The sequence below is a fragment of the Citrobacter sp. Cf132 genome (assembly GCF_030333885.1).
GTDB classification, from domain to species: Bacteria; Pseudomonadota; Gammaproteobacteria; order Enterobacterales; family Enterobacteriaceae; genus Citrobacter; species Citrobacter freundii.
In genome coordinates, this window is record NZ_JAOWFA010000051.1 from 33592 (window position 1) to 52630 (window position 19039).

21 protein-coding genes and 1 pseudogene are annotated in these 19039 nt (G+C 49.9%); 10 read left to right on the plus strand and 12 right to left on the minus strand.

Annotation, left to right across the window (positions count from 1 at the left end; all coding sequences use genetic code 11):
• Positions 1-89: 89 nt before the first annotated feature.
• Positions 90-197 (plus strand): small membrane protein YniD, encoded by a 108-nt coding sequence (gene yniD, locus OGV85_RS08915; protein ID WP_003030590.1) that lies wholly within the window; start codon positions 90-92, stop codon positions 195-197.
• Positions 198-364: 167 nt separating this feature from the next.
• Here yniD and OGV85_RS08920 read toward each other — a convergent pair whose 3' ends face one another.
• Positions 365-1123 (minus strand): DUF481 domain-containing protein, encoded by a 759-nt coding sequence (locus tag OGV85_RS08920; protein ID WP_003030592.1) that lies wholly within the window; start codon positions 1121-1123, stop codon positions 365-367.
• Positions 1124-1410: 287 nt separating this feature from the next.
• On the opposite strand from OGV85_RS08920, the gene pfkB reads away from it, so the two are divergent.
• Together pfkB and OGV85_RS08930 are read left to right on the plus strand one after the other, a co-directional pair.
• Positions 1411-2340, plus strand: a complete 930-nt coding sequence (pfkB, locus tag OGV85_RS08925) for a 6-phosphofructokinase II (protein ID WP_003030596.1) — start codon at positions 1411-1413, stop codon at positions 2338-2340.
• 270 nt (positions 2341-2610) lie between these two features.
• Entirely contained in the window at positions 2611-3471 is an 861-nt protein-coding gene (locus tag OGV85_RS08930; protein ID WP_003030598.1) for a fructosamine kinase family protein, read from the plus strand.
• A 64-nt stretch (positions 3472-3535) separates the two neighbouring features.
• Here the strand turns inward: OGV85_RS08930 and OGV85_RS08935 are convergent, their stop codons facing one another.
• Positions 3536-4072: a YniB family protein gene (locus OGV85_RS08935; RefSeq protein ID WP_003030600.1), complete on the minus strand. Its 537-nt coding sequence runs from the start codon at positions 4070-4072 to the stop codon at positions 3536-3538.
• A 167-nt stretch (positions 4073-4239) separates the two neighbouring features.
• On the opposite strand from OGV85_RS08935, the gene hxpB reads away from it, so the two are divergent.
• The 4 genes from hxpB (at position 4240) to tcyP (ending at position 8026) form a co-directional block, all read left to right on the plus strand.
• The gene (hxpB, locus tag OGV85_RS08940) at positions 4240-4908 is read left to right on the plus strand and encodes a hexitol phosphatase HxpB (RefSeq protein ID WP_061548474.1); all 669 of its coding nucleotides are present in this window, start codon (positions 4240-4242) and stop codon (positions 4906-4908) included.
• A gap of 146 nt (positions 4909-5054) precedes the next feature.
• Complete coding sequence (gene kduD / locus OGV85_RS08945) at positions 5055-5816, plus strand: 2-dehydro-3-deoxy-D-gluconate 5-dehydrogenase KduD (protein ID WP_061548475.1); 762 nt, start codon at positions 5055-5057, stop codon at positions 5814-5816.
• Between the two features lie 83 nt (positions 5817-5899).
• On the plus strand, positions 5900-6499 hold the full coding sequence (locus tag OGV85_RS08950; RefSeq protein ID WP_086551139.1) for a metal-dependent hydrolase: 600 nt from the start codon (positions 5900-5902) through the stop codon (positions 6497-6499).
• Positions 6500-6634: 135 nt separating this feature from the next.
• A complete protein-coding gene (tcyP, locus tag OGV85_RS08955) occupies positions 6635-8026 on the plus strand; it encodes a cystine/sulfocysteine:cation symporter (RefSeq protein ID WP_003030608.1) in 1392 nt (463 codons plus the stop codon).
• Positions 8027-8089: 63 nt separating this feature from the next.
• On the opposite strand, the gene cedA is transcribed toward tcyP, so the two are convergent.
• On the minus strand, positions 8090-8353 hold the full coding sequence (gene cedA, locus OGV85_RS08960; protein WP_071992542.1) for a cell division activator CedA: 264 nt from the start codon (positions 8351-8353) through the stop codon (positions 8090-8092).
• 119 nt (positions 8354-8472) lie between these two features.
• Here cedA and OGV85_RS08965 point away from each other — a divergent pair.
• Positions 8473-9373: pseudogene (locus OGV85_RS08965) on the plus strand (catalase); the annotation flags it as partial.
• Between the two features lie 36 nt (positions 9374-9409).
• Here OGV85_RS08965 and chbG read toward each other — a convergent pair.
• The 7 genes from chbG to osmE form a co-directional block, all read right to left on the minus strand.
• Positions 9410-10168, minus strand: coding sequence for a chitin disaccharide deacetylase (chbG, locus tag OGV85_RS08970; RefSeq protein WP_044700002.1), 759 nt, complete (start codon positions 10166-10168; stop codon positions 9410-9412).
• Positions 10169-10180: 12 nt separating this feature from the next.
• Positions 10181-11536, minus strand: coding sequence for a 6-phospho-beta-glucosidase (locus OGV85_RS08975; protein WP_003030616.1), 1356 nt, complete (start codon positions 11534-11536; stop codon positions 10181-10183).
• Between the two features lie 124 nt (positions 11537-11660).
• Positions 11661-12503 (minus strand): transcriptional regulator ChbR, encoded by an 843-nt coding sequence (chbR, locus tag OGV85_RS08980; RefSeq protein ID WP_085951046.1) that lies wholly within the window; start codon positions 12501-12503, stop codon positions 11661-11663.
• Between the two features lie 10 nt (positions 12504-12513).
• Positions 12514-12861, minus strand: coding sequence for a PTS N,N'-diacetylchitobiose transporter subunit IIA (chbA, locus tag OGV85_RS08985; RefSeq protein WP_003030618.1), 348 nt, complete (start codon positions 12859-12861; stop codon positions 12514-12516).
• 54 nt (positions 12862-12915) lie between these two features.
• On the minus strand, positions 12916-14274 hold the full coding sequence (chbC, locus tag OGV85_RS08990) for a PTS N,N'-diacetylchitobiose transporter subunit IIC (RefSeq protein ID WP_003030619.1): 1359 nt from the start codon (positions 14272-14274) through the stop codon (positions 12916-12918).
• An 87-nt stretch (positions 14275-14361) separates the two neighbouring features.
• Complete coding sequence (gene chbB, locus OGV85_RS08995; protein ID WP_003840900.1) at positions 14362-14682, minus strand: PTS N,N'-diacetylchitobiose transporter subunit IIB; 321 nt, start codon at positions 14680-14682, stop codon at positions 14362-14364.
• A 298-nt stretch (positions 14683-14980) separates the two neighbouring features.
• Positions 14981-15322, minus strand: a complete 342-nt coding sequence (gene osmE, locus OGV85_RS09000) for an osmotically-inducible lipoprotein OsmE (protein ID WP_003030621.1) — start codon at positions 15320-15322, stop codon at positions 14981-14983.
• A gap of 200 nt (positions 15323-15522) precedes the next feature.
• On the opposite strand from osmE, the gene nadE reads away from it, so the two are divergent.
• Together nadE and cho are read left to right on the plus strand one after the other, a co-directional pair.
• Positions 15523-16353 (plus strand): NAD(+) synthase, encoded by an 831-nt coding sequence (gene nadE, locus OGV85_RS09005; RefSeq protein ID WP_032936096.1) that lies wholly within the window; start codon positions 15523-15525, stop codon positions 16351-16353.
• Positions 16354-16482: 129 nt separating this feature from the next.
• The gene (cho, locus tag OGV85_RS09010) at positions 16483-17370 is read left to right on the plus strand and encodes an excinuclease Cho (RefSeq protein WP_061548477.1); all 888 of its coding nucleotides are present in this window, start codon (positions 16483-16485) and stop codon (positions 17368-17370) included.
• On the opposite strand, the gene ves is transcribed toward cho, so the two are convergent.
• Complete coding sequence (gene ves, locus OGV85_RS09015) at positions 17330-17905, minus strand: environmental stress-induced protein Ves (protein WP_003030626.1); 576 nt, start codon at positions 17903-17905, stop codon at positions 17330-17332. The genes cho and ves overlap by 41 nt on opposite strands.
• Before the next feature lie 352 nt (positions 17906-18257).
• Positions 18258-18743: an ATP-independent periplasmic protein-refolding chaperone Spy gene (gene spy / locus OGV85_RS09020; RefSeq protein ID WP_003030629.1), complete on the minus strand. Its 486-nt coding sequence runs from the start codon at positions 18741-18743 to the stop codon at positions 18258-18260.
• Positions 18744-19039 lie beyond the last annotated feature (296 nt).

Genomic DNA, 19039 nt, shown 5'->3' on the forward strand with positions numbered 1-19039 from the left:
CGCGCTCTATGATGTAAATCAATTCACTGACACCCTGACGTCTTTGTTACACTTGCAGAAAGTCATCTAATCTGAGCAGGAAAAGAACAATGCCAACAAATCGCTTTGCAAAGAAACACTGGAAGATGGTTGTGATCCTGCTCGTTATTTGTGCAGCAATGCTAATGCTACGTTGGGCAGCGATGATCTGGGGTTAAATGACGCTCACCCGCTATTCCAGTTTCGTTTATTTATCAATTAAATCGAATTCGTCTGAAAAATAGCGCGTTATTGATAAGTACTAAAAATAAAACACAGATTATCTATTAAATAACCTTAACTTTAATAGATAAAAGCCGGGCCAATTATTTGACCCGGTTTGTCATTACATCCGGTAGCCGAGTGAAACAGTAGTACGACGATCGGTATGTTCCGGCGCTGTTGCCGGTGGTTCAGAGTTCCAGGTGACGTTGTAAGCCACCTTTAACCCAAAGTGTTCGTTGATGGCAACGTTCAAGGCCGTTTCAGAGTTGAGCGTTGTATCGTCCGCACCGAATACCGACACGCCTTGCGTAAATTTAGTATTGTCCGTCATCTGCCACGCATAGGCCCCGGACGCATAGCCCAGCGGCTGTGTTTCGGTGGTGCCATCCGTATGCTCGTCATAGCGCACGCCAGGACCGAATTCAAAACGGAAGCTATGTACTGGCCCGTTAAGGAACTGACGACCATAACCGGCGGTCAGCACGTCACGCTCGCGATAGCCGTTGTAACGGTCGGTCAACCAGCTTGCCTGCCCAAAGAGATAGTCATAGTCAGTCATGTTGTAACGACTACGACCACCTACGGCATATTTCTCTGATGAACGCTCATCATTTGAGGAGGTATTGCTGGCATTTCCCCACAGAGACCACGCCGTGGTTTCACCGTACCAGGTCATGGTGGTGTCTGCGGTTAAAGAAGAACTTTTTGTGTTGCCTGACTGGGCGAGATATCCCGCGTTCAGGTTACCTTCAAAGGGTTTTTTCGCGCTGGAAGGGTCATCCATGACAGTAAAAACGGAATCATCGGCGGCAGCATGCATTGACGCAAGCAGGCCCCCCGTCAGCAGTAATGCTGCGGGCACTGTCTTCAAAAGCTTCATTTATTAAGAGTCCGTACAACAAAAAAAGAGACCATTACGGTCTCGGAAACTTTCATATGGATCAATGACAAAAGACCCTTGAAAGGTAACAAATTATAAAAAGACTCGAATAACATAGCAATAAATTCTTATTTCATTTTTTGAATAAGAGCGTTCCTAAACCTTTATTTTATTTATATAACTTTATGACGATAATTTTAAATAAAGATATGAAAAATCATGTTGTTAATTACTTCACTTTCGGGAGGTTAAGTGCCAGACTGAGGACAGCCTAACAGGAGGTAAAGATGGTACGTATCTATACGTTAACACTTGCGCCCTCTCTCGATAGCGCAACAATCACTCCACAAATTTACCCGGAAGGTAAGCTTCGTTGTACCTCGCCGGTTTTTGAACCCGGCGGCGGCGGCATCAACGTCGCTCGCGCAATTGCCCATCTTGGCGGAACCGCAACGGCGATTTTCCCCGCGGGGGGTGCAACCGGAGAGCATCTTGTTGCATTGCTCGCCGACGAAAATGTTCCCGTATCCACCGTCGAAGCCAAAGACTGGACCCGACAAAATCTTCATGTCCACATTGAGTCCAGCGGCGAACAGTATCGTTTTGTCATGCCTGGCGCTGCGCTGACCGATGACGAGTTCTACCAACTTCAGGATCAGGTGCTGGAAATTGAATCTGGTGCATTGCTGGTCATCAGCGGTAGTTTGCCGCCCGGCGTACAGCTTGAGAAGTTGACCCGACTGATTACCACCGCACAAAAACAGGGGATCCGCTGTATTGTCGACAGTTCAGGCGAAGCACTGACGGCGGCGTTAGCCATCGGCAATATCGAACTGGTCAAACCCAACCTCAAAGAACTGAGTGCGCTGGTAAACCGCGAACTGACACAGCCCGATGATGTGCGCAAGGCCGCGCAGGAAATCGTACATAGTGGGAAAGCGCACCGCGTTGTGGTCTCGCTTGGGCCGCAAGGGGCGCTGGGCGTAGATCGAGAAACCTGCGTTCAGGTGGTTCCGCCACCGGTGAAAAGTCAAAGCACCGTAGGCGCGGGCGACAGCATGGTCGGGGCCATGACGCTTAAACTGGCTGAGAATGCACCTTTTGAGGATATTGTCCGTTACGGCGTCGCCGCAGGTAGCGCAGCAACGCTCAATCAGGGTACGCGCCTGTGCTCTTTGGACGACACGCAAAAAATTTATTCGTATCTCACTCAGTAATGACACCGTCCCTCTTATGAAGAGAAAGAGGGATTCTCGCGTAAAACTGTCAGCATGGATGTTATGCGACTATGATAAAAAATCACGTGATTACAAAGAAGTGAATCATGTGCAGTCAGACGTCTCCACAACGGTACGGGGTGAAGAAGAGCGACAAACATTAAGTGCCTTTCCAGCGATGACGCGTCCGTGGTGTGCGTCAGTTCGTGTTTTTTAACCGCATTCTTGCGCTAACCTTATGATCTGGCAGACAACATGGGGAGAGACATCATGTGGCAGGCTATCAGTCGTCTTTTAAGCGAGCAATTAGGTGAAGGCGAAATCGAACTGCGTAATGAACTGCCCGGCGGAGAGATTCACGCCGCATGGCATTTACGCTATGCGGGGCGAGATTTTTTCGTCAAATGCGATGAAAGAGAGCTGTTAACCGGCTTTACGGCAGAAGCCGATCAGCTGGAGCTACTTTCCCGCAGTCAAACTGTATCTGTACCGAAAGTCTGGGCAGTAGGCGCAGACAGAGATTACAGCTTTCTGGTGATGGATTTCCTCCCTCCCCGTCCGCTTGATGCGCATAACGCGTTTATCCTCGGTCAACAGCTTGCGCATTTGCACGAATGGAGCGACCAGCCTCAGTTTGGCCTCGACTTCGATAACGCGCTCTCTACCACGCCGCAGCCCAATACCTGGCAACGTCGCTGGTCAACCTTTTTCGCCGAGCAGCGAATAGGCTGGCAACTGGAACTCGCCGCTGAAAAAGGCATTGCGTTTGGCAATATTGATGCCATCGTCGAACATGTCCAGCAACGTCTCTCTTCTCATCAGCCGCAGCCGTCTCTCCTGCACGGTGATTTGTGGTCCGGGAACTGCGCCCTCGGTCCTAACGGTCCGTACATCTTTGACCCTGCCTGCTACTGGGGGGACAGAGAGTGTGACCTGGCAATGCTGCCGTTGCATACCGATCAGCCGCCGCAAATTTATGACGGTTACCAGTCTGTCTCACCACTACCGCTGGACTTTCTCGACAGGCAGCCAATCTACCAGCTCTATACGCTGCTGAATCGAGCAATTCTGTTCGGAGGGCAGCATCTGGTTGTGGCGCAGAAAGCGCTGGATAGATTACTCGCTGCTTAGCTACGTACCGCGTTGATTATCAGGCCTGCCGTTTCGCAACGTGGCAGGCCCGATAGAGCGGCACTTACAAAAAGCCCAGCAATGAGAAGAAGAAGTAGCCGATCACGATAACGATCACCGGCAAAATATAAAGCGGGAAAATTTGTAAGAAGATCGTATGGTGCGGTACTACAATTCGCGATTCAAGTTGCTCGCGGGATAATCCTTCACTGCCTTTTGCCTGTTCCAGAATCAGTTGATCCTCAACGCCTTCGCGTAAGAAACGTGCCTGGCGGCTCATTCTGGCGCCTGAATCCTGCAACGCCAGACCGATAAAAATCAGGATGAATATCAGCCAAAAAACGAGATTCAGTCCACTTTGAAAATCGGGTGTCGGCGAGTTATACCAAAACACATTAAGAAAAGGTGTATTAACCCGCATCATATCGATCATCACGTGAGCAAAATCGAGCATGACCGCGTTAATTCCCTCCTGCTTTTCGCTGTGCGCATACATAAATTTCAGTACAGAAACCAGTGTTGAAATCAGCGCGGGAATGAAAATTACCCATCCCGCCAGCCTTTTCAAGACGGCAATGCGTCCAGCTTGTTGATACGTCATGAGTTCCCCTTGATAAAGACGTGTCATTTTGGCCTAAGTTTACCCGTTGATAACCGTTTTCGCCTGATCTTTAAAGGCGGTATACTGCTGAATTAGCCATAATGAACGCTCAGAGCCTGTTATGACTGGCTCTTAATCCCTTTTATCACCGTAAAGGAGAGGTTGTGATGTCAACCCCGCGTCAAATTCTTGCTGCAATTTTCGATATGGATGGATTACTGGTCGATTCTGAACCGCTTTGGGATCAGGCCGAACTGGATGTGATAGCAAGTTTAGGCGTTGATATCTCCCGCCGCCATGAACTTCCCGACACCCTTGGCTTACGCATCGATATGGTGGTCGATTTGTGGTTTGCGCAGCAACCGTGGAACGGTCCCTCACGTCAGGAGGTCACCGAGCGCATCATCACCCGGGCCATTGCGTTAGTGGAAGAAAAAAAACCGCTGCTGCCGGGTGTGCGTGAAGCCGTGGGGTTGTGCAAATCTCAGGGAATCAAAGTAGGACTGGCATCCGCCTCGCCGCTGCATATGCTGGAAAAAGTGCTGACCATGTTTGATCTGCGCAGCAGCTTCGATGCGCTGGCTTCTGCAGAAAAACTGCCTTACAGCAAACCGCACCCGCAGGTTTACCTCGATTGTGCGGCGAAACTGGGCATTGACCCGTTAAACTGCGTTGCGCTGGAAGACTCGGTAAACGGCATGATTGCTTCAAAAGCCGCCCGTATGCGTTCCATCGTCGTACCAGCGCATGAGAATCAGGACGATCCTCGCTTCGTTCTTGCCGATGTCAAATTAACCTCACTCACCGAACTCACTGCCGTTCATCTGCGCGGCTAATCCTGTAACGGGCAATCATCGTATTGCCCGCCCTCTCAGATTTTTTATTTTTAAAACATCGTTTCATTTTTAATTGTGTTTCTGTTTAACCTCTCCTATCCTTGCCCTATAGAGCAAGCGTTAATGACATAAATAGTGAGGTAAACATGATTCAGGAAGCTTTTCGTCTCGAAGGTAAAGTAGCCATCGTCACTGGATGTGACACCGGCCTTGGGCAGGGTATGGCAGTGGCGCTGGCTGAAGCGGGCTGCGATGTAGTCGGCGTGAATCGTAAAATACCACATGAAACCGCAGAGAAAATTAACGCCCTCGGTCGACGTTTTATGGCTATTCAGGCCGACCTCAGCCAACAAGATGCTCTCACCAGCATCGTGACACAATCGGTGTCGGCGTTTGGCCGGGTCGATATTCTGGTCAACAATGCGGGAACCATACGCCGTCAGGATGCGCTGGACTTCAGTGAAAAGGATTGGGATGACGTGATGAATCTAAATCTCAAATCTGTTTTCTTTCTGTCACAGGCCGTGGCGCGCCAGTTTCTGGCTCAGGGCAATGGCGGAAAAATTATTAACATTGCCTCGATGCTCTCTTTTCAGGGCGGAATCCGCGTTCCTTCCTATACCGCATCAAAAAGCGGCGTGCTGGGCATCACTCGCCTGCTCGCCAATGAATGGGCGGCCAAAGGAATTAATGTCAATGCTATCGCGTCTGGCTATATGGCGACCAATAATACCCAGCAGCTGCGCGCAGACAGCGAGCGCAATCAGGAGATTATCGATCGTATTCCCGTAGGGCGCTGGGGCACGCCAAATGATCTGAAAGGCCCGGTCGTATTCCTCGCAAGTCCCGCCTCTGACTATATTCATGGCTATACGCTAGCCGTGGATGGCGGTTGGCTGGCGCGGTAATGGCGCACTTGTGACAAAGGGTTACAACGTCACCTCTTCCGCCTACTGTATAAAACCCCTATACTGTATGAATCGACAGTTTATTGGGTTTTATCATGACGGCGGAAGGCCACCTTCTTTTTTCTATTGCCTGTGCGGTATTTGCCAAGAATGCCGAGCTAACGCCCGTTCTTGCGCAGGGTGACTGGTGGCATATTGTTCCTTCCGCCATTTTAACGTGCCTGCTGCCGGATATTGATCATCCCAAATCCCTGCTGGGGCAGCGTCTGAAGTGGATATCAAAGCCCATTGCCCGGGCATTTGGTCATCGCGGGTTTACACATAGCCTGCTTGCAGTCTTTGCCCTGCTGACCACGTTTTACCTGAAAGTCCCGGACACCTGGATAATACCGGCTGATGCCTTACAAGGTATGGTTCTCGGTTATCTCAGCCATATTCTGGCCGATATGCTGACCCCGGCGGGCGTTCCCCTGCTTTGGCCCTGCCGCTGGCGTTTTCGTCTGCCCATCCTCGTGCCGCAAAAAGGCAACCAACTGGAGCGGTTTCTGTGCATGGCACTGTTCGCATGGGCAATCTGGATGCCGCAGACCGTACAAGAGAACAGCGCGGTACGCTGGTCTTCGCAGATGATTAATACGCTACAAATGCAGTTCAATCGTTTCATAACGCATCAGATTGACTAATAAATCAGCCAAAAAGTCATTTTCGGTATAAACAATTCCATTTGAATATAAGAGGCAAGTCACAGTTCTGCTAATCTTGCGCCAACAGAATCACCTTTAAACGGTGATACGTATAATAAGATCAGGAGAACGGGGATGAACTTTCCATTAATCGCGAACATTATCGTGTTCGTAGTGCTGCTGTTCGTGCTGGCGCAAGCCCGTCACAAACAGTGGAGTCTGGCCAAAAAAGTACTGGTCGGTCTGATCATGGGTGTCGTGTTCGGCCTTGCCCTGCACACCATTTATGGTTCCGACAGCCAGGTTCTTAAAGATTCCGTACAGTGGTTCAACATTGTCGGCAACGGTTATGTCCAGTTGCTGCAGATGATTGTTATGCCGCTGGTATTTGCATCTATTCTCAGCGCCGTTGCGCGTCTGCACAATGCCTCTCAGTTAGGTAAAATCAGCTTCCTGACCATCGGAACGCTACTGTTTACCACGCTGATTGCCGCACTGGTCGGGGTTCTGGTGACCAACCTGTTCGGCCTGACCGCAGAAGGTCTGGTGCAAGGTGGTGCCGAGACGGCCCGTCTGAACGCGATTGAAACCAACTATGTTGGCAAAGTGGCTGACCTCAGCGTTCCGCAACTGGTGCTGTCGTTTATTCCGAAAAACCCGTTTGCCGATCTGACTGGCGCCAACCCGACGTCGATTATCAGCGTAGTTATCTTCGCAGCATTCCTGGGTGTAGCCGCACTTAAACTGCTGAAGGATGATGCACCAAAAGGCGAGCGCGTTCTGGTGGCTATCGATACCCTGCAAAGCTGGGTGATGAAGCTGGTTCGTCTGGTGATGCAGTTGACGCCGTACGGTGTTCTGGCGCTGATGACCAAAGTGGTTGCCGGTTCCAACCTGCAGGATATCATTAAGCTGGGTAGCTTCGTCGTGGCCTCTTATCTCGGTCTGGGCATTATGTTCGTGGTTCACGGGATCCTCTTGGGTATTAACGGCGTTAGCCCGCTGAAATACTTCCGTAAGGTGTGGCCGGTGCTGACTTTCGCCTTCACCAGCCGTTCCAGCGCAGCCTCAATTCCGCTGAACGTTGAAGCGCAAACCCGTCGTCTGGGCGTGCCTGAATCCATCGCCTCTTTCGCCGCCTCTTTTGGCGCCACGATTGGCCAGAACGGTTGTGCGGGTCTGTACCCGGCAATGCTGGCAGTAATGGTCGCGCCGACCGTTGGAATCAACCCGCTGGACCCAATGTGGATTGCCACGCTGGTTGGTATCGTGACCGTGAGTTCCGCAGGGGTTGCGGGTGTCGGTGGCGGTGCAACGTTTGCCGCACTGATCGTTCTGCCTGCTATGGGTCTGCCGGTCACGCTGGTTGCGCTGTTGATCTCCGTTGAACCGCTGATCGACATGGGTCGTACTGCGTTGAACGTAAGCGGTTCCATGACTGCCGGTACGCTGACCAGTCAATGGCTGAAGCAGACCGATAAAACAATTCTGGACAGCGACGATAACGCCGAACTGGCGCATCGCTAAGTCTGTCAGCTAAAAAACAAAAAACCGCCGGAGTATCATGCTCCGGCGGTTTTTTTATATCCATTAATCGCTCAGTTCATTTTCCTGACGAATCTGATTAGCCCAGCGCTGCGCTGATTCCGGGACCGTAAATGCGGGCGAACGTTGAAACGCCTCCCCCATTAAGACAAAAGCGACATATTTTCCGCGCAGTATCCATACGTCACGAAACGCATCCATTTTAATCGCATGCTCTGGTGGAGCGGGCTCCACGCGAGGAACATAGCTGATAACCGGACGATTTTGTTGGCGAAGAGGTTTCATAATCAGTTGCTTCACTAAAGACAAATTCTAAAAATCAGAAAACCACTATCTTAGCCGATTTTGCCTCCTGACGTCCTGCCTTGCGTGCGCTGTTTGCCTGGTTCATCGCGCTTTACGTCATCGGCCTGTACCTGCGCCGCTGAGGTCGGGCTCCCGACTTTCATCGCCGCGAACTGTGGGAAGCGATTGAAGCGGGCGATTATCCGGAATATGAACTGGGGCTACAGCTCATTCCCGAAGAGGACGAATTCAAGTTCGATTTTGACCTGCTCGATCCAACGAAATTGATACCTGAAGAACTGGTTCCGGTACAACTCGTCGGTAAAATGGTGCTAAACCGCAATCCGGACAATTTTTTCGCCGAAAATGAGCAAGTGGCTTTTCATCCCGGACACATCGTCCCGGGCATCGATTTTACTAACGATCCCTTGTTGCAAGGCCGCTTGTTCTCCTATACCGATACCCAGATCAGTCGTCTGGGTGGGCCCAACTTCCATGAAATCCCAATTAATCGCCCAACCTGTCCGTATCATAATTTCCAGCGTGACGGCATGCATTGCATGGACATCGATACCAATCCGGCCAACTATGAACCGAATTCCATCAATGATAACTGGCCGCATGGTCGCCATTTTACTTAATAACCAGGTGAAATCGGCCGATCTGCTCGCCATCATGCAAGCCCTACAGGCCGAAGGTGTTCATGCCAAACTACTCTATTCCCGGATGGGGAATGTAGTTGCCGATGATGGATCTACCCTGACGGTCGATGCGGTTATCGTTCCGTGCGGCAATCTCGCGGATATCGTTACGAACGATGATGCCCGATATTACTTATTCGAAGCGTATAAGCACTTGAAACCTATCGCCCTGGCTGGCGATGCTCGTCAGTTTAAAGCAACGTTGAATATCAAAAAGGAAGGAGAAGAAGGCGTGGTGGAAGCGGACAGTGCAGACACACAGTTCATGGATACCCTGCTGACGCTGATGACCGCGCACCGCGTCTGGTCACGCGTCGGAAAAATAGACACGATTCCGGCCTAAAAAAATGCGGCGCATCAAGCGCCGCAAACTCAGGAATTACACGTTTAGAAAACTGCCAAGACGATAACCGCGCTCCGCAATAGCATATTTCAGTGACGAAGACGTCAGCACGTCGAGCTCAGTTAAGCGGGGGTAACAGTAGGCACTTTGACGAATAATGTCATCGATAAAAGCCGGATGACACATCACTTCCAGCGAGGATTCTCCGCGATCGGCTGACGCATCAAGCATCTGCAAAAACAGAGCTTCAGAAATCGCCTCACCGTAAAACTCGCTGCTGAATCCCTGGGAAGTCCGTAAGGTTTCCGGTAAGTCAGACGCCTGGAATACCGCCTGACGATCGATACGCAACGCAATCCCCTTCTGGGCAGCAAACCCTGCTACGATAGGGAAAATTTGCGGGAACATATGCACATGGTGATGGCTATCCAGATGCGTCGGCTCCCGCCCGAACAGGTCAATAAAACGCTGATACTGTGCGGCCAGTTCCTGAGAAATTTCATCCAGCGGCAGAGTGTCTTCCTCCGCCATCTGCCAGATCCATTTCCCCAGTACCCCGTCACGAGTAAGGCCTGGCATTGCCGTCAACGGCCTGCCCAGCGTCAGAACAAAGTGCATTCCGACGGCAAGTTCAGGTATGTCGCGACTCAGCTGTACCGCATGGTCAATTGCCGCACCGTTAACCAGCGCCGTGGTCGAGGTGACAACACCATTGCGACAAGCTTCAACAATGCCGTAGTTTTGTCCTTTACTCAGGCCAAAATCATCCGCATTTACAATCAGTACGCGTTCCATAGCCGACCTCGGTTAGTGTTGTTCGCTTTTGAGTTTCTCAATGCACCCGGCGAAGTTTGGCAGCCATTTTTCATGCGCCAGAATCAGCTCACGCGCCAGAATTTCGGCATCGCTGTCAGAATGCACCAGCGGGCTCAGGTTCAGCGCCAGCAGCACATCATTCAACTCACCGCTCAACGCTGCGTTGCTCGCCGCCACTTCAAAACCTTTAATGGTATAGATAAGGCCGAGCACTTTCTCATCAAAATGGGTAATTCGCGGATGCGGCGTAGCACCGTTACGCCCCAGCGTACAGGTCATCTCAACCGCCCAGTCCGCAGGAATATTATCAACATGCCCATGATGTGGAATGTTGACATAGTGCTCAGTCTGTTTGTCGTTGTAGATGGCATTGATCACTTCACAGGCCGCATCGGAGTAATAGGCCCCGCCGCGCTGCTCCAGCTCTTTCGGTTTAACGTTTAGCTCAGGATTTTTATAGAGATCAAACAGTTGTTTTTCTACTTTTTGTACTACCTGAGCACGTGCGCCACCCTTATAGTACTCGCCCATTTCGATCGCCAGCATCTCTTTTGGCTTGAAGTAGTACAGCAGATACGAGCACGGCAGCAGCTTCAGCGAACGAATCAACCCTTCGCTGAACGGCAGGTCGAAGATGTTCTTCACGCCAGAGGCTTTCAACTGACCCGAAGCAACGCCGTCCAGCAGTTCATCAAAGCGTGACACACCGTTGACCAGAACATCCTTAATGAAGACCATATGATTCAGACCAAACAGGTCGATAGATAAGTCATCACTCTCTTTCAGCGCCAGCACGTCGCTGATGAACATTTTCATGCCGATCGGAATATTACATACGCCGATGAATTTCTTGAAATTCGTATGGCGATAAACCGCCTCAGTCACCATCCCGGCTGGGTTAGTGAAGTTGATCACCCACGCATTCGGGCACAATTCTTCCACATCTTTAACAATATCAAAGATAACCGGAATGGTACGCAGGCCTTTGAACAGCCCGCCAGCGCCGTTGGTTTCCTGCCCCAGATACCCGTGGCTCAGCGGAATGCGTTCATCCTTTTCACGGGCTTGCAGTTGCCCTACACGCAGCTGGGTGGTAACGAAATCAGCATCTTTCAGTGCTTCACGGCGATCCAGCGTTTTAAACAACTTCATCGGTACGCCGGCTTTATCGATCATGCGCTGGCATAGGTCAAAAATAATGTCCAGTTTCTCTTTTCCACCGTCGACATCAACCAGCCACAACTCAGAAACCGGTAATTCATGATAGCGCTTAATAAAGCCTTCAAGTAATTCAGGGGTGTAGCTGCTCCCGCCACCGATAGTGACGACTTTTAATTTCTGGCTCATACTTTCTCCCTTCAGTGTCAAAACACTGACGTGTATTATGCTCAACCCGTATGTCAGGTATAGCGTGGCTGTCCCGACGCTATTTTGGGCAAGCTATAAAAAATGGGTTATTGGCAAATAATATCTACTGATTAAATTCAGTTAATTTCTTACGGTAGCTATTCGGTGTAAACGACGTCAGCTTTTTAAACGTTTTAATAAACAGGCTTGGACTACTGTAGCCAGACTCGTAAGCAATATCCGTTACAGAATAGTTCGTCATTTCCAGCTGTTTTTTAGCAAAGTTAATGCGGATTTCATTAATAATCTGCATCGGCGTTTTGCTGTAATAACGCTGGGTTGCACGGGTCAGATACTCCTGGGATTTCGCGGACAGGTGTACCATATTTTCCAGCGCGTTCTCGCTAAACTGCCGTTTGTCGTGCATGGTCTCGACGGTGGTTTTAAGCCACTGCGGAATATCATCCAACACCTGCTCTTCGCGATGATGACGTAACCGATTAATAATATAGAAGGTGACCACTTCTACAAATTCATCCAGTCCGCTCTCGCGAAAGTTAAGTGATGCAATAACCGTTTCAATATAGGTAAGAAACGAGTTATTCGCCCGATAGACCTGCGATGCAACGAAACAAAATGGCAGTAGCGGGTGATAGTGCTGTTCAAAAAAACGTTTACTGATGCCGACGTTAAGGATCCTTGTCGCACCAAAATCATAAAAACTTTGGTGGTGCGATCCCAACGGGATAAAGACAAAGTCTCCACGTTCGAGTAGTACGCGTTTACCGTTGATTTCCTGATAATAGCGCCCGGTTAAAACCAGGGTAAATTCATAGTAGTCATGCTGATGCAGCCCGCTGATACTCTCAGTTTTGTTATAGATGAACACATGGAAATTTTTGCCATTAAACAGCTGCTGTTCATAAACGGTTTTGATTTCCGGTGCGTTAATCTGTAGCTGCATTATGCACTCCTCGCTATTTCAGCTTTTCGTGAAGTTCAATCAGTTCAGTCACCAGCTCACGCGCCAGCATTGATGTCATCAGGTGGTCCTGCGCGTGGACTAGCACCAGGCTAACTTTCATTTTACCTTCGCCCTGATCGCCTTCAATCAGTTTCGTTTGCACGAGGTGCGCTTCGTTCAGCGCCAGACGAGACTGGTCCATCATCGCCTTGGCCGACTCGAAATCGCCTTGCTTGGCCATTTTGAGTGCGCCGTACGCCAGGCTACGCGCCTGACCGGAGTTGATGATGAGGCCCATCACCACTTCTTCAAGTTCTTCTGCTTCGGACTGCGTGTCGACGATATTCTCGATGTCCAACATACTTTTTTCCTCTGGTTCAGTCCGGCATGACCGTGAAGCCATGCCGGATTAAATTTAGAATTTCAATGCGTTAGCGATATCTTCTTCGCTTTCTTCTTGGTCAATAACGTTCTGCGCTTTGTTGGCTACAACCACGAACGGCAGGTAAACCAGCGTTGCGATACCGAGGTTGAACAGCGCGACCAGCAGAGCAGCGACACTACCGTTGGTGTTAAAGAACGCGCCCAAACCGGTTGGCATGGTCCACGGTGCAATGTTGGTAATCGGTGGAATAATGCCTGAGTAATAAGCTGCCAGCGTAATCGCCGCCAGTATCGGTTGCACCAGGATGAACGGGATAAACATCACCGGGTTCATGATGATCGGCAGACCGAACAGGATAGGTTCGTTAATCTGGAACAGACCTGATGGCAGTGCCAGTTTAGCAACCTGACGATAGTCAGGACGACGCGATGCCAGGAAGATAGCGATAATCAGACCCAGCGTTGCCCCGCTACCCCCAAGGAAAATATAGGAGTCGAGCATCGGTTTCGCCCAGACGTGGAACGTCTTACCGGCTTCCAGCGCGGCATCTACGGAACCAAACTGTTGGTAGATAGAGATGTTTTCCAGCGCCCATGGCGTCATGATACCGCTGTCCAGCGCAGTCAGCGCCAGTGAACCGTGAATACCGAAGAACCACAGCAGCGGAACAAAAATCACGTAGGCCCAGCCCACCACGCTGCCCAACGACGCCAGCGGAGTTGAAATGGAATCCATAATGATCTGGTGGAAGTTCGTACCCCAGGTGTTCAATGCCCAGGCGATGATCCCCATAATGGAGAGGATAAGGAAGCCAGGAATCAGCGCAGAGAAAGAGCGCGATACAGATGTCGGTACGCTATCAGGTAATTTAATGACCCAATTGCGACGAACCACAAAGGTGAACATTTCCGCGACCGCGAGGCCGATAATGATACCGGAAATAATATTGGCACCGCCGAGCCAGTTCGCGCCAACGGCATAGGCTTCACCCACGCTATAAGGCGTTACGGTCATAAACGCGGCGACAGATAACAGACCGGCAGCCAGTGAGTCGACTTTACGTTCTTCTGCCAGCGCCATGCCGATAAAGAACGGTGCCATCAATGACATGATACCCAGCGTACCGTTATAGACGTTTCCACCAATGCCTTTCAAGCTATTCAGCGTTTCAATAGTTGAAGCATCAAGTCGAATGCCCATTGAATAAAAAAACGACCCCTCCCCAAAGCTCAGGAAAACGTTATTGATTAATACAAACATGGCCCCTGCGAGGGTTAACGGCATTAAACGAATAAAACCGTTCTTGATTGCATTAACGTGTGGCTGCTTTCCAATTTTTACAGCAAAAGGAAGGAGTACCTTTTCAAGTGAAGCAATAGCGTTACTCATAGAAAAATACCCTTAAATACCGCAATTAATAATTGCGGTGAATGTTAATGAAATAACTCTTTGACGGGAAAAATTAAAATAAAATAATTAATTTGCTGCGGCTTTTTTAATTGCTGCAACAGCAGCCTTAAGCACGCCTAAACCATCGACTTTGCCATACAGCAGCGAGTCAATCACTTCCACAGGCTTGTTGGGTAACAAACGCTGAATTTCGGGCAACATATAAGCAATTTGTGGACCTAATAACACGACATCGGCCGTTGGACCTTTTTCTCCGGCCAGCGTTTCAGGAAACGCTTCAATAATAACCGGCACTTCGTATTTTTCGGCCTGAGCACGCATCTTCGAAACCAACAATGAAGTCGACATGCCCGCAGAACAAAACAGATAAATGTGTTTCTTTTCCATTAAAACGATCCTCATATGCGATTATCTGTCAACCAGACACTCCGCAAGCCATAACCTGCATCCATGCTCTGGGTAACTTGCGTCAGCTAAATTACTTTTTTAGATGGCTGAAATGAGTATACGGGATTGCACCAGTGGATGGTATTTCCTTGACCAACTAAATTGTCTCTCCTTGACCTGTCGTTATGACCCCCCTCACATTTCGGGCAAATAATTCGCGGCAATAAATAAGATCGTTCGGCACAAAAAAACCGGCACGATGGCCGGTTCGTCTGAATGCTCAGGCAATAAGCAGTTGTTACTTCTTCGCCGCCTGCGGGTCGGTGTCGTACTCTGCGCAGGTCTGGTAACCGGAGTTAATCACATGTCCGGTGTCATCTAAAGCAACAAAATAGGTTTCAGCTTTACCATCTCGTTGACCCAGGATGTAGGTCTGGCATGTCCCTCGCGCATGAATCATGCTGACTTCAGAAGAAGGTTTACCGGCAATCTGCGCCACCTGCGCCCGGCTCATCCCTTTCTTCACATCTTTCACCACGGGCTGAACAAATTGGTCTTTGGTACGATCGTAAGCCGTACACCCTGCCAGCATAGTCAAAACAGCCGCTGCACTCAGAATTCCTGTTAGGTTCTTGTTCATATTCCGTCCTCTTGTATTTCAGCGTGTTATATAAGCCTGGAGCACAACAACGCATTTTTCAAGCAATCAGATGATACTTAGGCAGTTTCGGAAAATTCTATTAAAACAAAATGATGCTCGCATCCCTTGTCGTTTGGGCCTCAACGCGATAATTTTAACACATCATTTTTTTGATCATTTCATTTTCCATAGGGGGTTAAATGACTCTGCAGCAAGAGATAATCCAGGCGCTTGGCGCAAAACCGCACATCAATGCAGAAGAAGAAATTCGCCGCAGCGTGGATTTCCTTAAATCTTATCTGCAGACCTACCCCTTTCTGAAATCACTGGTATTAGGGATTAGCGGCGGGCAGGACTCAACGCTCGCGGGAAAACTATGCCAGATGGCTATTTCCGAGCTTCGCGAAGAAACGGGGAATGACGCGCTGCAGTTTATTGCCGTACGTCTGCCATATGGCGTTCAGGCTGATGAACAGGACTGTCAGGATGCCATCGCCTTTATCCAACCGGACCGCGTACTCACCGTCAATATTAAGGGTGCGGTACTGGCCAGTGAACAGGCCCTGCGTGAAGCGGGTATTGAACTGAGCGATTTTGTCCGTGGCAATGAAAAAGCCCGTGAACGTATGAAGGCTCAGTACAGTATCGCCGGCATGACCAGCGGCGTTGTCGTGGGAACCGATCATGCAGCAGAAGCCATCACCGGATTTTTCACCAAATACGGCGATGGCGGTACTGACATTAACCCTATTTTCCGTTTGAACAAGCGTCAGGGTAAGCAACTGCTTGCCGCGCTGGGTTGCCCAGAACATTTATATAAGAAAGCACCAACCGCCGATCTCGAAGACGATCGTCCTTCTCTGCCGGATGAAGCCGCATTAGGCGTCACCTATGACAACATCGACGATTATCTGGAAGGAAAAACGCTGGCTGCCGACGTCGCGAAAAAAATTGAAGGCTGGTATCTGAAGACCGAGCACAAACGTCGCACACCGATTACGGTGTTTGATGACTTCTGGAAAAAAGCGTAATTCTTTTAGTCACATATTGCCGGATAGCACTGGGATCACCGCTGTTCGGCCCCCTCCTGGCCTGATGCCGCTTTTTTAATCGGTTCCAAACTGCTACACTGGATGAATAACCAGCATCCGGAGTGAGAAGTGGTACGGCGTCAATCAGCCCCGCGCCTGACATTTGAGGCAGCGGCAATCTATGAATATCCTGAGCACCTGCGTCCATTTTTGAGTGAGCTTCCCGCTGTACCAGGCGTCTATCTGTTTCACAGTGAAAGCGACACTATGCCGCTCTATATTGGTAAAAGCGTCAATATTCGCAGCCGCGTGATGGCACACCTGCGTACCGCAAACGAAGCAGCAATGCTGCGTCAGGCCAAACGCATTAGCTGGATTTGTACCGCGGGAGAAATTGGTGCCCTGCTGCTGGAAGCGCGATTGATCAAAGAACAGCAGCCGTTGTTTAATAAACGACTGCGGCGCAATCGTCAGCTTTGCGCCTTGCAGCTTACCGACCGAACTGTTCAGGTTGTCTACGCACGAGATATTGATTTCTCCCATGCCCCCAATCTGTTTGGCCTGTTTGCCAATCGTCGCGCAGCGCTACAAGCGTTGCAAAGCCTCGCGGATGAACAACAGCTGTGCTACGGCCTGTTGGGGCTGGAACCCCTGAGTCGCGGGCGCGCCTGTTTTCGCTCCGCGCTTAAGCGATGCGCCGGAGCGTGCTGCGGGAAAGAGAGTCATGAAGCCCATCATTTGCGTCTGTTAGAGGCGCTGGAAAGAGTGAGAGTGATTTGCTGGCCATGGAGCAATGCCATTGCGCTGCAGGAAACCCGCGCTGAAATGACACAGTACCATATCATCAACAACTGGCTGTGGCTGGGAACCGTTTCAACGCTGGATGAAGCGGCTACCCTGGCGCGTATGCCGGCCGGCTTTGACCATGATGGCTACAAAATTCTCTGCCGGCCTGTTCTGTCTGGTCAATATGACATTATTGAACTGCGTCAGGAGAATGGCCCGGCATCCAGTTAATCTCGCTGAACAGCAGTTTTCCCTCGCGCTCCAGCAGTCGTAAGGTGTGTTTACCGTCGTGCCAGCTTGCACCCTGATCGGCGGTCAGTAGCTTATCGCCCAGTTGCCAGGCACCGCTGATAACAAATACCACGCCGCCGCGCGAACCAAAAGTCGTAAACGTGCGGTCGGCAACTCTGACTTTCGCCTGGCAGACATCCCGTCGGGTCATGATATTGAAATCCATCGACATCTGCCCTTCTGTCAGCTTCGCTTTTACCACCTTGTCACCGGCAAAGGTAAAAGGCTGATGCTGTTTCAGAGTATGTGTGAAGGTGTTTGACTCTTCCAGGGTCACTTCTCCACCTTCCAGCAGGGTAATCACGCGTTCTACGCCGGGAAAGAGAGAAAACTCTCCGTTGGCTGCAATGGAGGCGATACTCGCCCGCCAGTGAAAATCTCGTGTTGCTGGCGGAAAACAGCAAATCTCACGGGTTTCTCCCGCACCATTTCGCCACAGATTGACCGGCATTTTGCGGATATCAAAGTATTCCATCATCCCTCCAGAAAGACGCAGCACGGCAACCCGCCGTAAACAGGCAGCCATAAATCATCATTGGTATGTTCACCCTGCAGATTATTGTTATCGGCAGCAGAGTTGATTTGCCTTAGCGATGAACCCGGTATTTTGCAAAAAGAATAACGCGCTGATCCAGGTAGAATTTTCACGGGCTTCAGGAGAATAGCTTGTCGTGTGTCCGGTGCAATAGGCAGGAAAGAAAAAACCGCCGATCCTGCCCACATCGTTAAACGTGTTGTGGACAAGAGCGGCGGTCTTGAGTTTGGTTTCACGCTGTGCGGCAATCAGTGCAACACAGCATGAATGATTTAGTGTAGACGCTGATCGATTACTCGGCAGCTTGTGGCATTTTACCTTTCTGCGCTGCACGTTCTGTCAGACGCTTCTCAAAATTGGCATTAAACTGCTTTTTCTGTTCCGGGGTCAGAATGTTGTAAATCTTGTTCTGAGTTTCCATATGCGCCAGCATGTTGGCTTTGCGCTGTTCTTCCATCTTCGCAATCTGCGCTTCGGCTTTCGCTTTATCGAAACTATCGCTGGCAATAATGTCGTGCATCGCGCGACGCTCTTCCAGCGGCGGACGTTTCATCTGGTCGCGTTGACCTTTCATGATCTCGCGAATCTGCTGTTTCTGCGCGTCGGTCAGGTTCAGGTCTTTGAACATCATGTCGTGATGCGGGGCGAATTTACCGTTGTGGTGCATCATCGGTTTGGCATCAGCTGGCGCAGCTGTTGTCGTGTCAGCGGCATGAGCCAGGTTGGCAGCACCCAGGGCCAGAGTAGAGGCAACAAACAGAGCAGTCAGTTTACGCATAATTTCTATCCTTTCTTTCAGTTATTTTTACGACACTCATGCGACTCTTATGCAATGTGATGTCGTGTTGACGAGATTAACTTTACCGGCTTAAGCGTCAATTAATCAGAGCAACGGTAAAACAGTGAAAGTATAAAAAACAAATTTTCATCAATTATGAAGAAAAAAAGAATAAATTGCGCAGAGTTGCAATAAAAAATTACAACAGGATGATTTTGAAAGGATTATGAAGAACTATACCTGAACCCTGCTTATTAAGAAAGCAATTCACCAGGAATAATCCGTAATAAATAAAA

What these genes read in the sequence shown, in the direction of transcription:
- osmE (WP_003030621.1), bottom strand. Translation starts at nt 15,322, where the DNA reads ATGAACAAGAACCTAACAGGAATTCTGAGTGCAGCGGCTGTTTTGACT.
- chbC (WP_003030619.1), bottom strand. Translation starts at nt 14,274, where the DNA reads ATGAGTAACGCTATTGCTTCACTTGAAAAGGTACTCCTTCCTTTTGCT.
- kduD (WP_061548475.1), top strand. Translation starts at nt 5,055, where the DNA reads ATGATTCAGGAAGCTTTTCGTCTCGAAGGTAAAGTAGCCATCGTCACT.
- OGV85_RS08930 (WP_003030598.1), top strand. Translation starts at nt 2,611, where the DNA reads ATGTGGCAGGCTATCAGTCGTCTTTTAAGCGAGCAATTAGGTGAAGGC.
- hxpB (WP_061548474.1), top strand. Translation starts at nt 4,240, where the DNA reads ATGTCAACCCCGCGTCAAATTCTTGCTGCAATTTTCGATATGGATGGA.
- chbA (WP_003030618.1), bottom strand. Translation starts at nt 12,861, where the DNA reads ATGTTGGACATCGAGAATATCGTCGACACGCAGTCCGAAGCAGAAGAA.
- tcyP (WP_003030608.1), top strand. Translation starts at nt 6,635, where the DNA reads ATGAACTTTCCATTAATCGCGAACATTATCGTGTTCGTAGTGCTGCTG.
- pfkB (WP_003030596.1), top strand. Translation starts at nt 1,411, where the DNA reads ATGGTACGTATCTATACGTTAACACTTGCGCCCTCTCTCGATAGCGCA.
- nadE (WP_032936096.1), top strand. Translation starts at nt 15,523, where the DNA reads ATGACTCTGCAGCAAGAGATAATCCAGGCGCTTGGCGCAAAACCGCAC.
- spy (WP_003030629.1), bottom strand. Translation starts at nt 18,743, where the DNA reads ATGCGTAAACTGACTGCTCTGTTTGTTGCCTCTACTCTGGCCCTGGGT.
- yniD (WP_003030590.1), top strand. Translation starts at nt 90, where the DNA reads ATGCCAACAAATCGCTTTGCAAAGAAACACTGGAAGATGGTTGTGATC.
- chbG (WP_044700002.1), bottom strand. Translation starts at nt 10,168, where the DNA reads ATGGAACGCGTACTGATTGTAAATGCGGATGATTTTGGCCTGAGTAAA.
- OGV85_RS08935 (WP_003030600.1), bottom strand. Translation starts at nt 4,072, where the DNA reads ATGACGTATCAACAAGCTGGACGCATTGCCGTCTTGAAAAGGCTGGCG.
- chbB (WP_003840900.1), bottom strand. Translation starts at nt 14,682, where the DNA reads ATGGAAAAGAAACACATTTATCTGTTTTGTTCTGCGGGCATGTCGACT.
- OGV85_RS08975 (WP_003030616.1), bottom strand. Translation starts at nt 11,536, where the DNA reads ATGAGCCAGAAATTAAAAGTCGTCACTATCGGTGGCGGGAGCAGCTAC.
- OGV85_RS08920 (WP_003030592.1), bottom strand. Translation starts at nt 1,123, where the DNA reads ATGAAGCTTTTGAAGACAGTGCCCGCAGCATTACTGCTGACGGGGGGC.
- ves (WP_003030626.1), bottom strand. Translation starts at nt 17,905, where the DNA reads ATGGAATACTTTGATATCCGCAAAATGCCGGTCAATCTGTGGCGAAAT.